This is a genomic window from Plantibacter sp. RU18 (genome assembly GCF_050613355.1).
Classification (GTDB): domain Bacteria; phylum Actinomycetota; class Actinomycetes; order Actinomycetales; family Microbacteriaceae; genus Plantibacter.
The window spans coordinates 1,502,696-1,516,609 of record NZ_CP159618.1; the positions used below are offsets into that span (position 1 = coordinate 1,502,696).

A 13,914-nucleotide genomic window follows, 5' to 3' on the forward strand; every position below is an offset into this window, starting at 1 on the left:
TGGCGCTCGACGAAGGCGGATATCGATGAAAGCTCGTACCGACACAGCCGCGTGAGCGACATCCCAAGGCTGGTCGCTTGGCGCCGTCAGCTTCTCGAGGCACACGCACGCCTCCGTCTGGCACTTGCGACCGCCCAGGACGCAGCCCGCGTCGGCGCCGATCTGCCGGGCGCCTCACGAGATCTCCTGCTCTTCTGCCACGGATTCTGCGTGGCCCTCGACGGGCACCATCGGGGCGAGGACGCACTTCTCTTTCCTGCGCTCATCGGGCAGTATCCGAAGGCGGCGGGCGTCGTCAGTATGCTGAGACAGGATCACGAGATGATCTCCACACTCCTGGCGCGCTTCGACGATGCAGTGCAGGCCGCGGAATCGCCCGCGATCCTCGCGCGGCACCTGCAGGGCTTCGCCGCAATCATGGAGTCGCACTTCCGCTTCGAGGAACGCGAGCTGGAGCCTTTGCTCGACCAGCTCGAACTCCAGGCCGACCCCGACGCCGTCTTCGGCCCTCTGTGAGTCCGCCAGACCGAGCTGATTCAGCTCCCGATGACAGGGACGGCGTAACCCGAAGACGTCGTCCCTGTCCACTCATCACACCCGAAGTGAGAGCACCGACTTGTTTCACCCTGGACGCTAGACCTTTGGGCGGGGAATCGCAAGAGGCGATGTACAGGTTCCGTCATTCGTCGCCGGGACGGAGGAGGCGCCCCGCGGTGATGGGTGCTCTGACGGGAGCGTCTGTCGCGTTCAGTGGGGGAAGAAGTCGATGAGGGCGTGGACGAGTTCCGCGGGTGCTTCCTCGGCGATGTGGTGTCCGGAGTCGATGCCGAATCCTCGAAGGTCGGTAGCCCATTCCTTCCAGATCGTCCGTGGGTCGCCGTAGAGCTCTTCGAGGTCGTCGCGGAGTGACCAGAGGAGCAGGAGCGGCACGTCCAGGCGGCGGCCGGCGGCCCTGTCGGCTTCTTCATGGGCACGGTCGATCGTCATTCCCGCCCGGTAGTCCTCGAGCATCGCCCGAACGACTCGCGGATTGTGGACGGCCTGGCGCCACTCGGCGTGATTCTCGGCTCCCATCGCTTCGGGATCGCCCTCGTACCAGCTGTCGGGGTCGGCAGTGATGACACGTTCCGGGGTGTCGGGCTGGGCGAAGAAGAACCAGTGCCACCACATGGTCGCGAAACGGGCGTCCGCGCGAGCCAGGTGCTCACTGATCGGTATGCAGTCGATGAGGACGAGGTGGTCGATCCGGGGTTCGTGGTCGAGCGCCAGGCGAAGCGCGACGTAGCTGCCTCTGTCGTGGCCGACCAGGTGGAACCGCTCATGACCGAGGGCGGTCATCAGCCGAACCATGTCGTCGGCGACCGCCCGCTTCGAGTGGGCGCTGTGGTCAGCTTTCGGCTCCGGGCTGGTGGATCGACCGTATCCACGCAGATCCGGGCAGATCACGGTGAAGCCCGCGTCGACCAACCGGGGTGCGACGCGATGCCAGGTCGCTCCCGTGCGCGGGTGCCCGTGCAGCAAGAGGACGGGCGGTCCCTCACCTCCGAGACGGACGTGCACTGTCTCATCGCCGACGGCGACGTCCTCGATGGTGAAATCCTCGAACATCACCCCATCATGCCGGGCGAGCCGCCCCGAGCACAGCGCTCTGCGGTGTGCTCGGGGAGCCATGGCGTGCGGTCCTTGCCTTCAGGCGATGATGTTCAGCGGTTGTTCCACGAGCTTGGTGAGTGCGGCGAGGAACCGCGCGGCGAGCGCGCCGTCGATGATCCGGTGGTCGGCGGAAAGGGTGTAGCGCATCCTGTGTCGGATCTGCACGGCGCCATCGATGACGACGGGTTCGAGTTGCGCTGCGCCGACGGCGAGGATCGCGCCCTGGGGTGGGTTGATGATGGCGGTGAACTGTTCGACGCCGTACATACCGAGGTTGCTGATCGTGAAGGTACCGCCGCTCATGTCAGCGGTGCCCAAGCTGCGTTCCTTCGCGAGTCCGGCCAGCCTCCTGGATTCGGTGGCGATCTGTGACGCGGTCTTCTGATCCGCGTCGGTGATGACGGGGACGACGAGTCCGGTGTCGGAGGCGACGGCGATGCCGATGTTCACCCGTTCGTGCAGGAGGGTCTGTCCGCGCCCTTCCGGAGAGTAGGACGCATTGACCTCTGGGTGTTCGCGGAGTGCGATCGCGCAGGCACGCACGAGGAGGTCGTTGACGCTGATCTTGGGTCGCTCCGAAGACGCCAGGTGCGCGTTGAGATCGACCCGGAGCGCCAGCAGGTCTTCGACGTCGGCAGCCGCGGTGACAGTGAACTGGGGAGTGGTGGTGGCGCTCTCGGTGAGGCGTCGACTGATCACCTGCCGGCTCTTGTCGAACGGTACTGCGGTGGACTGCCGGCCGTCATCGAGGGCGGTCGGCACGGTGGTCGGCTGCGGCGCGTCGACCCCGGTGGTCGTCGACGCGCCAGCTGTGGAGCTCGGACGGGCTAGTGCGTCGTCGATGTCGGCGCGGACGATCCGGCCGCCGGGTCCCGACCCGGTCACCTCCGTGAGATCGATCGCGTGCTCGCGGGCGAGTCTGCGCACGAGCGGTGTCGCGAGCAGGCGCTGGTCGGCAGCGATGGGAACCTCAGGAGGCGACGTGTGTGTCGCTGCTGCTGCAGTGGATCCGCCTCCTTCCTCCGCTGCTTGTGCTCTCGCCGCTGGGGCTGGTTGGAATGTCGGTTCTGTGGAGCTGCCATCGTCAAGTTGGGCGATGGCCATGCCGATGGTGGCTTGCTCCCCTTCGGGAACAAGGATTGTGTGGAGTACTCCGGCATCGTAGGCCTCGTACTCCATCGTGGTCTTGTCGGTCTCGATCTCGACGAGGATGTCTCCGATTGCGACGGTGTCACCAGGCTTTTTGTGCCAGATGGCGATGGCGCCCTCTTCCATGGTGTCGGAGAGGCGTGGCATGAGGATGTCGATCATGGGGTGTCCTTTCAGGCGCGGCGGGCGACGGCGGCGAGCGTCTGACGGATGGCGGTGGCCGCGTCTTCGGCGGAGGGAAGCGCGGCAGTCTCCAGCGGTTTGGAATAGGGCATGGGGACTTCGGCCATGGCGACGCGGCGCACGGGTGCGTCGAGCCAGTCGAAGGCGCCATCGGAGATCGTCGCGGCGATCTCTGCGCCGATGCCGTAGGTGAGCCAGTCGTCTTCGAGCACGACGGCGCAGTGGGTCTTCTTGACGGAGGCGATGACCGTGTCACGATCGAGCGGCCGTAGGCTCCGCAGATCGACCACCTCGACGTCGATCCCATCGGCCTCGGCGAGCTGCTCTGCGACCTCGAGCGCGATCGCGGCCATGCGGGAGTACGCGACGACAGTGATGTCGGCGCCCTCGCGCGTGATGGCGGCGCGTCCGATCTCAGCTGGGGTGTCGTCGTCGGGGACCTCGCCCTTCGTGTTGTACAGGGCGAGGTTCTCGAGGAACAGGACGGGGTCGTCGTCACGAATAGCCGCCAGCAGGAGTGCTTTGGCGTCAGCGGGGCTGGACGGAGCGACGACCTTCATCCCGGGCACGAAGGCGTAGTACAGCTCGATGTTCTGGGAATGAGTGGCGCCGAGCTGCTGTCCGCCGCCTCCGGGGGTGCGAATGACGAGCGGCACGCGCGCCTGCCCGCCGAACATGCCGTAGATCTTCGCGGCATGGTTCACGATCTGGTCGAGAGCAAGCAACGAGAAGTTGATGGTCATGAGCTCCACAACCGGCCGCAAGCCCAGCATGGCGGCGCCGATCGCGGCTCCGGTGAAGCCCTCCTCGGCGATCGGGGTGTCTCGTACACGCTTCTCGCCGAACTCCGCGAGAAGTCCCGCCGTGATCTTGTACGAGCCCTCGAAGACGCCGATCTCCTCGCCGATGAGCAGGACGTTCTCGTCGCGCAGCATCTCGGAGCGCAGTGTGTCGTTCAGGGCCTGCCGGTAGGTCATGATGCTCATGCTGATGCTCCGATCGTGGGGAAGGGTGCCGGTTCGAACAGCGGCTGCCCGGGGAGGCGTCGGGAGTCGTTGGGCACTGCGGTGGCGTAGGTGTAGTCGAAGAGCGTGTCGACGGAGGGGTGGGGGCTCGCCTCGGCGAAGGCGACCGCTTCCGCCACTTCGTGTCGTGCATCCGCGTCGATCTGGGCGATTGCCTCGTCGGTCAGCAGCCCATCCTCCGCGAGGCGGACGGCGAAGGCCGCGACGGGATCGCCGGCCTTGAGCGCTTCCGCTTCCTCCTTCGTGCGGTACCTCGCAGGGTCGACCACCGAGTGCCCTTTCAGACGTTCACTGACCGCCTCCAAGAGGAAGGGCTTTCCAGCGCGCGCGCTGGCGAGCGCCGCGAGAGCGGCATCGCGGACGGCGACGGGGTCGTTGCCGTCGACTCGGGCGGATGCCATCCGATACGAGGCTGCGCGCTTGTACAGCTCGGGCTCGCCGGAGGCCTTCTCAACGGTCGTACCCATGCCGAGCCCGTTGTTGACGACCAGGTAGACGATCGGCAGATCCCAGAGGGCTGCGATGTTCAGCGACTCGTGTAACGCCCCGATATTGGTCGTGCCGTCACCCATCACGCAGACGACCGCCTCCGGACCCTCCCGGTAGTCGATCGCGAGTGCCGCGCCCGTCGCGAGCGGCACCTGGCCGCCGACGATCCCGTACCCACCGAGCAGCCGGGACTCGAAATCGAACAGGTGCATCGACCCGCCCCAGCCTTTGGAGACACCGCCGCTCCGGCCGTAGAGCTCGGCCATGATCCGCCCGGGCGCGATGCCCCGCCCGATCGCATAGCCGTGCTCTCGATAGTTCGTGAAGAGGTAGTCGGTGGACTCCATCGCCGACATGAGGCCGACGACTGTAGCCTCCTCGCCAAGGTTGAGGTGACAGTATCCGCCGATCTCGGCCTGCGTGTACGAGCGGGCCGCCCGCTCCTCGAATCGGCGGATCATCACCATCTGCCGGTAGAAACCGAGCAGCATCCCGCTATCCGGATTCGCGGTGTTCTCCGGAGGTGAGGCCACCCCGGCCTTCTGAGGCGTTGTGGATCTGCGTGCGGCCATCGGGGCTCCTCACGCCGTGCTCGTGTGGAGCTCGGCTTGCTCGATCGCGTGGCGGGAGGACCACACGAATAATGAAACGTATTCGTGTCATTATAGAATGGTTGTTGCGAGGCGTTGACCCGCGAAGCCAAGCGGCAGGAAGGTCACTTATGAGCGACACGTCGATACGTAAACGGGGCCGTCCGACCGCGGAGGAGCGTGAGGAGCGCAGAGACCAGGTCCTCGACGCTGCGGTGGAACTGTTCGTCTCGAACGGCTACGGACAGGTCACCATCGACGAGATCGCCGCCGCATCCCGGGTCACGAAGCGGACCGTCTACACCTACTTCGGCGATAAAGCAGAGGTCTTCACTGCCGCCATCGAACGATTCCGCGGACGAGACCTTCTGGGCCCGGAGGCGAACGCGAACACCCTTCTCGATGTCTCGACTCGTCTCGTGTCAGTTCTGCACTCAGACGACGCGGTCGGGCTGCACCGTCTCATGATCGGTGAATCAGCGCAGTTCCCCGAGCTGGCAGCTGACTTCTATGCCAGTGGTCCGCGGGGATACATCGCCCTCCTCGCGCAGTACCTCCCCCTCGCGGACGACAATGCGAATGCGGAGGCGCTCTTCGGGCTGCTGCTCGGTGAACCGCACAGACGTCGAATTCTCGGCCTGACGCCGGCGCCGACGCAGGATGCTGCGCAGAAGCACGCCGAGCGCGTCATCACCCTGCTCGGACTGTCGGGATCTTCGCCGGCCCGTACTTGACCTGGCACTGCGTCGCGTCGAGGCTCAGACCCCGCCCTCCCGGATGACGACGACTGCCCCGGCAACGACGTCCACGACGTCGACGAAGATCTTCCCCGTGAGGATGTCCTCGCCGGAGGCCTCTGCCCAGCCGTCTGCGTCCGAGTGATTGATCAGGAAGAGATAGGAGCGATCCCCATCTCGCCGTCGCACTGCTTCGACCCCAGCAGATGTGGCTGCTGTCGCGGTGACTCCCGCCTCCTCGAGGATGCGCCCGAGCAACGCGTCCAGCCCGCTCGTCTCGAGTTCGGTGGACAGATACCACACGGTGCCGTGGCCGACCGATCGACGCGTGATCGCGGGATGCCCCGAATACGGCCCCGTCGAGTACGCGGCGACCACCTCGGCGTCTCCGACGCGCATCAGCTCCGTCCACCGTTTCGCGCGCCAGCCCTGATCGAGCTCAACCGTCTCGTCATCCGTCAGCGGGTGGAGCTGCTCGCTGCTCGCTCCGACCAGCTCGCGGAAGGCACCGGGGTAACCGCCGAGCCGGACGGTGTTGCTCTCGTCCACGATGCCGGAGAACCAGGTGACCAGCACTGACCCGCCGCCGGCAACATAGGCCGCGATCGCTGCGGCGTGTTCGTCCGTCACGAGGAACAGACCCGGGACGATCACACATGCGTACGGATCAAGATCCGCCCAGGGTGGAATCACATCGGCCGTGACGGCGCGATCGAACAACGCACTGTGGATCGCCCGAGCGGTGTCCGCATATTCGATGCGGTTGTTGGGTTTCAACCCGCTTCGCAGAGCCCAGCCCGCTTCGTTGTCATGGAGGAGGGCTACCCGGACATCCGCCACCCGAGTGCCGCGCACCTCGCGCAGTCGCTGCACGATCCCGCCCAATCGGACGACGTCTTCGAAGACCCTCGTCTCGGCTCCGGCGTGCGGCAGCATCGCCGAGTGGAACTGCTCGATGCCGGCACGCGATGCCCGCCACTGGAAGAACATGACGCTGTCGGACCCGCGTGCCACATGTCCGATGGCATGCCGAATCATCTCGCCCGGCAGTTTCGGTTGATTGATCGCGTGCCAGCTCGAGGCGCCGGTCGCGTGCTCCATCAGCATCCACGGCCCGCCGTTCGAGATCCCGCGCATGCGGTCGCCGCTGAATGCCAGCTCCTGGTGTCGGCGCGGATCGGGGCCGTACGTGTAGTGGTCGTTGCCGACGACATCCATCTCCGGCGCCCATCTGGCGTAGTCGACGACATCGGGACCCAGACCGACGATGAAGTTGGTGGTGACGGGGATGTCCGGCGTCCAGCGCTTCAGGACTGCCCGCTCTGCCCGGTACTGATCGAGGAGTTCGTCTGAGGAGAAGCGTTCGTAGTCGAGGAGCTGTCCAGGGTTGTGATTGGTCCCGCCGCGCGGGGTCTGGATCTCGTCGAAGGCGGAGTAGTCGTTACCCCAGAACGCCATGCCCCAGGCGTCGTTCACGGCGCCGATCGTTCCGTACCGTCCAGCGACCCACTCCTGGAATCGTCGGGTCGAATCTGCGCAGTGGCATCGGCCGTTCCCCCCTCCGAGTTCATTGCTCACATGCCAGAGGCGCACCGCGGGGTGTCCGGCGACGTGCTCTGCCAGACGCTCGACGACGCGCATCGCATAGTGCCGGAAGACCGGGGATGACGCGCACCACCCCAGTCGTCCGCCCGGAGCCCGTCGCCTGCCCCACTCGTCTTCGGGGAGGATCTCGGGGTGCGCTCCCTGCAGCCACATCGGAGGGGCGGCCGTCGGGGTGGCGAGGTCGACGACGATGCCGTTCTCATGGAGGAGGTCGAGTATGCGATCGAGCCAGGTGAAGTCGAACTCTCCATCACGGGGTTCATGGACGACCCAGGAGAAGACCCCGAGGGTGACGAGCGTGATGCCGGCGCGCCGCATCAGCTCCATGTCCTCGTGGATGACCTCCCAGCTCCACTGCTCGGGATTGTAATCGCCGCCATAGGACAGCCCATCGGTCGGCCAGGGGACCTCGCTCGCGTGCGCTGCGCCGGTCATCCCTTCAGCCCCCCAGCGAGGAGGTCGGTTCGCCAGTAGCGCTGCAGCCAGAGGAACACGAGGATGAGCGGAACGACGGAGACGGCGGAGCCGATGATGACGAGCGCGTACAGGTCGGTGTCACCCGAGCCCTTCGAGAGGAACGTGTACAGCCCGAGCGTCAGCGGATACTTGTCCTGGTCGGAGAGCATGATGAACGGCAGCAGGAAGTTGTTCCAGATGCCGACGAATTGCAGCACGAACACGGTGACGAGTCCTTGGACCATCATGGGCAGCACCATCGAGACGAAGATGCGCGCCTCGCTCGCGCCGTCGATGCGCGCCGCCTCGATCGTCTCGTCCGGCACCGCTGCAGTCGCGAAGACCCTGCAGAGGAAGATACCGAAGGGGTTGATGATGACGGGGAGCAGCACGGACCAATAGGTGCCCGCGAGTCCCGCCCAGGCGAGGAGCAGGTACTGCGGAACGGCGAGCACGATGCCAGGGACGAGTACCCCGGCGAGCAGGATGCCGAAGAGTGTGTCGCGCCCCCGGAAACGGAACTTCGCCAGTGCGTACCCCGCCATCGCGGAGACGATCGTCGACAGGACGGAGCCGACTCCCGCGTACAGGACGCTGTTGAGACACCACTGCCAGAACTGGCCACCGCCGTAGGCGTTCAGGGCGGCGAGGTTCTCGAGGAAGGCAGTGCCGGGAGCAAACGAGAAGGTGGAGAAGAGCTCGCGCGGCGACTTGGACGAGGCGATGATCACCCAGACGACCGGGACGAGGCAGTACACCGCGCCGAGGAGGAGGACGATGGTCGCCACACGCGATCCCGGCGTGCCACGGCGACCCGCTCCGGATCGGCGTCGGCGAGGGTCAGGAGCCGACAGTGGTCCGGTGTCGCGTTCTGCTGTCGTCAGTGTGGTCGTCGTCATGATCGGCCTCCGAAGGTGCGGCGGTTGAAGAAGGTCAGCACGGCGAGCGAGAAACCGAGGATGCCGAGTGCGAGGACGACGGAGGCGGCTGCCGCTGCACCGAGGTTGTCGTTCATGAAGGCGTCCTGGTAGATCTTCATGAGCGGAACCCACGTGGAGGAGATGGTCGACGTCATCGGGCGCAGCGTCGCGGGCTCGCTGTACAGCTGGAGCGTCCCGATCACCGAGAACAGGCTCGTCAGCACCAGCGCGGGCGCGACGAGAGGCACCTTGATCCGCAGGGCGATCTGCAATTCGCTCGCTCCATCGATCCGGGCGGCCTCGTAGATCTCGGTGGGGATGGCCCGCAGCGAGGTGTAGATGATGATCATGTTGAACCCGACGCCCGACCACAATGCGATGTTCGCCAGCGAGAAGTACAGCACCGGGTAGCTGAAGAAGTCGAGCGAGTCCTGCCCCAGTGACCGTGCGATCGAGCTGATCGGACTCGTGCTGGGGAGATACAGGAATCCCCACAGGAGACTCGCGATCACGCCCGGCACTGCGTACGGGATGAAGATCGCCGTCCGAGAGAAGGCCGTGAACCGCGCTCTCGGCGTGTCGAGCAGGAGCGAGAAGAGCAGGGCGAGTCCGAGGACACTCGGCACCGCGATGGCGCCGTAGGTGAGGGCGCGCCCGAGGCCGGCGAGGAATTCCGCGTCGGTGAGGGCCGCCACGTAGTTCTCGAATCCGATGAACGTCTCCACCCGCCGCCCGAAGGCGCCGCCGCTCTCGACGCGCTGGCCCCGGAAACTCAGATAGATGGCGTAGACGATGGGGATCACCATGAACGCGATGAAGAAGACCATCGCCGGCGCGAGGAAGAACCACGGAGCGCGAGTCGATCGACGCTTCCGTCGGCGGGAATGCGCGGTCGGGGTCGCCGATGGTGCCGCGGCGGGTCCGCGAGGAGCGGTCGCAGTGGGTGTGAGTGACATGTTCCGTCCTGTTCTCGAAGTCGTCCGTGTGGGGTGGGACCGAGCCGGTCCCACCCCGATCGCTACTTCGCGACCGTGTAGCCGGACTTCGCGAGGTCGTCGATGATCGCCTGCTGCGCCGTCGCGAACGCATCGGCGAACGGTGTCCCGTCCAGCGCGGCCTGTTGGAGGGCGTCACCGAGGGCCGTCTGCGCGACGTTGACGTTCGGACCCCACGTCAGCGGGATCGTCGAGTCCGAGATGATCTGGTCCGTCAGCTCATAGAAGTCGGTCTGCTCCGGCATGAGGAGCGGGGGTGCCGCGGACTTCGTCGCCTCGCGACCGGCCGTCGCGCCCGGGTACAGGTCGAGGCCGAGCAACAGCTTCGCTCCCTCATCGGATCCGGCCAGCCAGGAGGCGAACTTCGTGGCTTCCTCGGCGTGCTTCGACTTCTCGGGGATCAGATAGGTCGATCCGCCGAGGAACGGCACCGCGGGATCGCCGGCGCTCCACTGGGGGAGCGGTGCTCCCTGCCACGCCCCGGCGGTGTCCGGGGCGACAGCGTAGATGACGCTCGGAGCCCAGGAAGCGGCCGCCCAGCTGAGGATCTTGCCGTCGTTCACCTGAGCGTTCCACTCGGGCGTGAGCAGGGGCTCCACCTTGACGAGGTCGCGGTCGACCAGGTCCTGCCAGTAGTTCGCGACGGCGATCGATTCGTCATCGTCGACGCCGACTGTCCATTCCTCACCGTCCGACTCCCACCAGCTGGCCCCGGCCTGCGCGGCCTGGCTGGCGAAGAAGGCGAACTCCGTGGGCGCGAACGACGCGATGTAGGCGGTCGGGTCGGCGGCACGGATCTGTTCCGCGGCCGTTGCGTACTCCTCCCAGGTGGTGGGGACGGCGACGCCGAGCTCCGCGAAGCGGTCGGCACGGTACGTGAGCATCATCGGACCGATGTCCTGCGGAAGACCGTAGACCTCGCCGTTCAGGGTTGTGAGATCCCAGATGTTGTCGGCGAAGGCGTCCTTGACCGGCCCGACGCCTTCGGTGATGTCCTTCACCACGCCGGCGACGACGAGCGAGGGCAGCGCGCGGTACTCGACCTGGACGACGTCCGGCACTTCGTTCGCACGATCAGCGGCCAGGAGTTTCGAGGATGTGTCGGCGGTGCCGCCGACCTCGGAGAGTTTGATGGTCACTCCCGGGTTGGCCTTCTCGTAGGCGTCGATGATCGCTTCAGCGCGTTCATCGCCACCCTTGAGGGACCAGGTCCAGAAGTTCAGCGTGACGTCGCCGCCCTCACTCCAGTCGGCGGAGCAGCCGGTGAGGGCACCGACGAGGAGGGCGCTCCCGAGCAGCCCTCCCACAACCGCGCGTCTGGAACGCGGCCCCGTCCGTGAGGTGATTCGTGGTGCGGTCATGTCACATCTCCTTCGACGTGTATCGGCCCGGACGGGTACCGGATCTGGTCCGCCGCCGCGGCTTGTGCTCCAACGGGGGCGATCTCCATGATGATGTTAACGTTGTCATTCGTCAAGTAAAAAGTTGTTCCATCCAACAAAACGGAGTTCGTATGGCCGTCGTCAGCAATCCGATCCTGCCCGGGTTCCATCCCGACCCCTCCGTGTGCCGACGCGGAGACGACTACTTCCTCGTTGTCTCGTCCTTCGCCTACTGGCCGGCGATTCCGGTGTTCCGGTCGACGAACCTTGCAGACTGGACGCTGATCGGGCACGTCGCGGATCGGCTCGAACAACTCGATCTGCACGATGCGGAGTCGTCGGACGGCGTGTGGGCGCCGACGATCAGGTACCACGACGGGGAGTTCTTCGTCGTCGTCTCCATCGCGAGAGGGCGTCGCGGCGAACGCACGCTGCTGTTCACCGCATCGGACCCCGCTGGGCCGTGGAGCACGCCGATCGAACTCGATGCCGAAGGGATCGATCCCTCCCTGTTCTTCGATGATGACGGGCGTGCATGGTTCACGGCCTGCCGGGATGCGCACGAACCGGAGCACGGACCGGCGGAGATCTTCCTCCAGGAGTTCGACCCGCGGACTCGGACCCTGGTCGGACCGATTCGGATGATCTGGCGCGGCTTCGCCCGCGACACGTGGATCGAGGCGCCGCATCTGTACCGAAGCGCGAGCGGCTATCAGCTGGTCGGGGCGGAGGGCGGCACCGAACGACACCATTCGGTGACGGCTGCCTCGGCGGCGCATGTCACCGGCCCATACCGGTCCGACCCCCGAAGCCCGCTGCTCACCCACCGTCACCTGGGGGCGGACGCTCCTATCCAGAACATCGGGCACATGGATCTCGTCGACACCCCGAGCGGTGAGGTCTGGGCGGTCGTCCTCGGCACTCGGCCGATCGATGGTCATCACGTGCTGGGCAGGGAGACGTTCCTGGTTCCGGCGACCTGGGACGAAGGCGGCCTCGTGCTCGCGCCGGGGATCGGCCACGTCACCGACATCGTGAACGTTTCAGGCCCGAGCGGGTCGTCGGCGGCCGTCTGCCAGGATGACCGATTCGACGACGTGGCCCTCGGCTGCGACTGGATCTCCCTGCGTGGCCCGCTCGATTCCATCGCCGCTCCTCGGGCCGTCGCGAACTCCGGCCTGCTCGTGCGAGCCGGCATTGAGCTGCACGCACCCGCAGGCACGCCCTCGTTCCTCGGTCGCCGGCAGCAACACCATCGGTTCACGGCAACGGTCTCGCTCCGCCTCGATCACGTGCGTGACGCCGCCGCGGGGATCGCGATCGTCCAGAGCGAGCATCGGTACGTGAGTGCTCTGTTCGAGCGCCGCACCACCGGCGAATTCCAGCTGCGGGTCACGCTCCGCATCGACGGGGAGCAGCGTGTGCTCTGCGTCGAGCCCCTCGACCCGCGGGCCACCGTCGGTCGCGTCACGGTCGAGGGGGACGCGGGGGGATACCGCATCCGGTTCGACGGTGACGGGCGCGCGGCGGCCCGGGGTGCTGCGCCGTCGGTCGCGATTGCGACCACGACGCTCAGCACCGAAGCAGGTGGAGGCTTCATCGGCGTCGTCATCGGCCCGTATGTCGAAGGGCGGGGGTCGCAGGGTGAGGCGGTGATCGACCGGTTCACCTACCGCGGTGGTACCGCTGGTGTTCCAGCGTTCACCGACGAGGGGTCGATGTACTCCGCCGTATCTTGAGTTCGGGCAGGAGCTTCGTCACCTTCGCGTCCCCGCCGTCGATCCGATCGAGGACGTCGCGGATCGATTCCGTGCCGAGCCTGGTGAAGTCCTGCCGAACCGTCGTCAGCGCCGGCACGGTGAACTCGACACCGGCCTGGTCGTCGTAGCCGACCAGTGAGACGTCCTCCGGTACGCGAACATGATGCTGCGCAAAGGCCGCCAGTGCACCCATCGCGATCTGGTCGTTGGCTGCGAACACGGCCGTCGGCGGCCCTTCGGGCCTCGTGGCCAGAAACGAGCCCCAACGGTAGCCGCTCGTCGCCTGGAAGTCGCCTTCGTAGCGCTCGGTGTCGGTGATGCCGTGACTGCGCAGCTCCTCCTGCCACCCGAGGAGCCGTGCGTTCGCGTCGAACGTGTCGAGGTTGCCCGTGATGTGCGCAACCGAGCGGTGCCCGAGGTCCAACAGATGGCGAACGGCCAGCCGGGCACCGTACACGTGGTCGTACTCGACGTAGCCGAGCCCTTCGGTGCCTTCGACCTGGCCGGACAGCATCATCGTCGTCGGCACCCGGGGGCGGAGCGATGGCAGCTCGGCGACCACGACCGGACGGTCGGCGATGATCAGCACCCCTTGGACCGCGCGGTCGCCCATTCGATCGACGGTCTCGGCGAGCGAGTCACCTGCGATGCCCTGCCAGCTCGCCAGGTTCAACCCGTAGCCGGCTTCGCGCGCAGTGGTCTCGACGCCGAACAACGTGTGTGGCAGCTCGAACAGCTGTGCTCCGGCGAGCACCACGCCGATCGTCAGCGACTTCCGGCTCTTGAGTTCTCTGGCGATCTCGTTGCGCCGGTAGCCCAGTTCTGCGATCGCGTCCTCGACACGCTTCCGAGTCTCCGGTCTGACGAGTTCACGGTTGTTGAGCACTCTCGAGACGGTCACGTGAGAGACGCCGGCCAGTTTGGCGACGTCGACCATGCCGGGCGGACGGGACAAACGATCTCCAGGGAA

The 13,914-nt window shown here is 66.3% G+C and carries 12 protein-coding genes; 3 read left to right on the top strand and 9 right to left on the bottom strand.

What is annotated here, in order from left to right; all coding sequences use genetic code 11:
• Positions 1–51 precede the first annotated feature (51 nt).
• Positions 52–516: a hemerythrin domain-containing protein gene (locus ABMA10_RS07380; RefSeq protein ID WP_347868154.1), complete on the top strand. Its 465-nt coding sequence runs from the start codon at positions 52–54 to the stop codon at positions 514–516.
• Between the two features lie 231 nt (positions 517–747).
• On the opposite strand, the gene ABMA10_RS07385 is transcribed toward ABMA10_RS07380, so the two are convergent.
• From ABMA10_RS07385 to pdhA, 4 genes are all read right to left on the bottom strand, one after another.
• The gene (locus ABMA10_RS07385) at positions 748–1,608 is read right to left on the bottom strand and encodes an alpha/beta fold hydrolase (protein WP_347868155.1); all 861 of its coding nucleotides are present in this window, start codon (positions 1,606–1,608) and stop codon (positions 748–750) included.
• Between the two features lie 81 nt (positions 1,609–1,689).
• Positions 1,690–2,964: a dihydrolipoamide acetyltransferase family protein gene (locus tag ABMA10_RS07390; RefSeq protein WP_347868156.1), complete on the bottom strand. Its 1,275-nt coding sequence runs from the start codon at positions 2,962–2,964 to the stop codon at positions 1,690–1,692.
• A gap of 11 nt (positions 2,965–2,975) precedes the next feature.
• Positions 2,976–3,971: an alpha-ketoacid dehydrogenase subunit beta gene (locus ABMA10_RS07395; RefSeq protein WP_347868157.1), complete on the bottom strand. Its 996-nt coding sequence runs from the start codon at positions 3,969–3,971 to the stop codon at positions 2,976–2,978.
• Entirely contained in the window at positions 3,968–5,071 is a 1,104-nt protein-coding gene (gene pdhA / locus ABMA10_RS07400; protein WP_431031382.1) for a pyruvate dehydrogenase (acetyl-transferring) E1 component subunit alpha, read from the bottom strand. Before pdhA ends, ABMA10_RS07395 begins: the two co-directional genes overlap by 4 nt.
• Before the next feature lie 149 nt (positions 5,072–5,220).
• On the opposite strand from pdhA, the gene ABMA10_RS07405 reads away from it, so the two are divergent.
• Positions 5,221–5,823, top strand: coding sequence for a TetR/AcrR family transcriptional regulator (locus ABMA10_RS07405; RefSeq protein WP_347868159.1), 603 nt, complete (start codon positions 5,221–5,223; stop codon positions 5,821–5,823).
• A 24-nt stretch (positions 5,824–5,847) separates the two neighbouring features.
• On the opposite strand, the gene ABMA10_RS07410 is transcribed toward ABMA10_RS07405, so the two are convergent.
• The 4 genes from ABMA10_RS07410 to ABMA10_RS07425 form a co-directional block, all read right to left on the bottom strand.
• Positions 5,848–7,866, bottom strand: coding sequence for a beta-galactosidase (locus ABMA10_RS07410; RefSeq protein ID WP_347868160.1), 2,019 nt, complete (start codon positions 7,864–7,866; stop codon positions 5,848–5,850).
• Positions 7,863–8,786 carry a carbohydrate ABC transporter permease gene (locus ABMA10_RS07415; RefSeq protein ID WP_347868161.1) on the bottom strand — a complete coding sequence of 308 codons (924 nt, stop codon included), beginning with the start codon at positions 8,784–8,786 and terminating at the stop codon, positions 7,863–7,865. The genes ABMA10_RS07410 and ABMA10_RS07415 overlap by 4 nt, the downstream gene beginning before the upstream one ends.
• A complete protein-coding gene (locus tag ABMA10_RS07420; RefSeq protein WP_347868162.1) occupies positions 8,783–9,763 on the bottom strand; it encodes a carbohydrate ABC transporter permease in 981 nt (326 codons plus the stop codon). Before ABMA10_RS07420 ends, ABMA10_RS07415 begins: the two co-directional genes overlap by 4 nt.
• Positions 9,764–9,825: 62 nt before the next feature.
• The gene (locus ABMA10_RS07425; protein ID WP_347868163.1) at positions 9,826–11,163 is read right to left on the bottom strand and encodes an ABC transporter substrate-binding protein; all 1,338 of its coding nucleotides are present in this window, start codon (positions 11,161–11,163) and stop codon (positions 9,826–9,828) included.
• 17 nt (positions 11,164–11,180) lie between these two features.
• Between ABMA10_RS07425 and ABMA10_RS07430 the strand changes: the two genes are divergently transcribed.
• Positions 11,181–12,923, top strand: a complete 1,743-nt coding sequence (locus ABMA10_RS07430) for a family 43 glycosylhydrolase (protein ID WP_431031383.1) — start codon at positions 11,181–11,183, stop codon at positions 12,921–12,923.
• Here the strand turns inward: ABMA10_RS07430 and ABMA10_RS07435 are convergent.
• Entirely contained in the window at positions 12,886–13,899 is a 1,014-nt protein-coding gene (locus ABMA10_RS07435) for a LacI family DNA-binding transcriptional regulator (RefSeq protein ID WP_347868165.1), read from the bottom strand. The genes ABMA10_RS07430 and ABMA10_RS07435 overlap by 38 nt on opposite strands.
• Positions 13,900–13,914 lie beyond the last annotated feature (15 nt).

What these genes read in the sequence shown, in the direction of transcription:
- ABMA10_RS07385 (WP_347868155.1), bottom strand. Translation starts at nt 1,608, where the DNA reads ATGTTCGAGGATTTCACCATCGAGGACGTCGCCGTCGGCGATGAGACA.
- ABMA10_RS07390 (WP_347868156.1), bottom strand. Translation starts at nt 2,964, where the DNA reads ATGATCGACATCCTCATGCCACGCCTCTCCGACACCATGGAAGAGGGC.
- ABMA10_RS07395 (WP_347868157.1), bottom strand. Translation starts at nt 3,971, where the DNA reads ATGAGCATCATGACCTACCGGCAGGCCCTGAACGACACACTGCGCTCC.
- pdhA (WP_431031382.1), bottom strand. Translation starts at nt 5,071, where the DNA reads ATGGCCGCACGCAGATCCACAACGCCTCAGAAGGCCGGGGTGGCCTCA.
- ABMA10_RS07405 (WP_347868159.1), top strand. Translation starts at nt 5,221, where the DNA reads ATGAGCGACACGTCGATACGTAAACGGGGCCGTCCGACCGCGGAGGAG.
- ABMA10_RS07410 (WP_347868160.1), bottom strand. Translation starts at nt 7,866, where the DNA reads ATGACCGGCGCAGCGCACGCGAGCGAGGTCCCCTGGCCGACCGATGGG.
- ABMA10_RS07415 (WP_347868161.1), bottom strand. Translation starts at nt 8,786, where the DNA reads ATGACGACGACCACACTGACGACAGCAGAACGCGACACCGGACCACTG.
- ABMA10_RS07420 (WP_347868162.1), bottom strand. Translation starts at nt 9,763, where the DNA reads ATGTCACTCACACCCACTGCGACCGCTCCTCGCGGACCCGCCGCGGCA.
- ABMA10_RS07425 (WP_347868163.1), bottom strand. Translation starts at nt 11,163, where the DNA reads ATGACCGCACCACGAATCACCTCACGGACGGGGCCGCGTTCCAGACGC.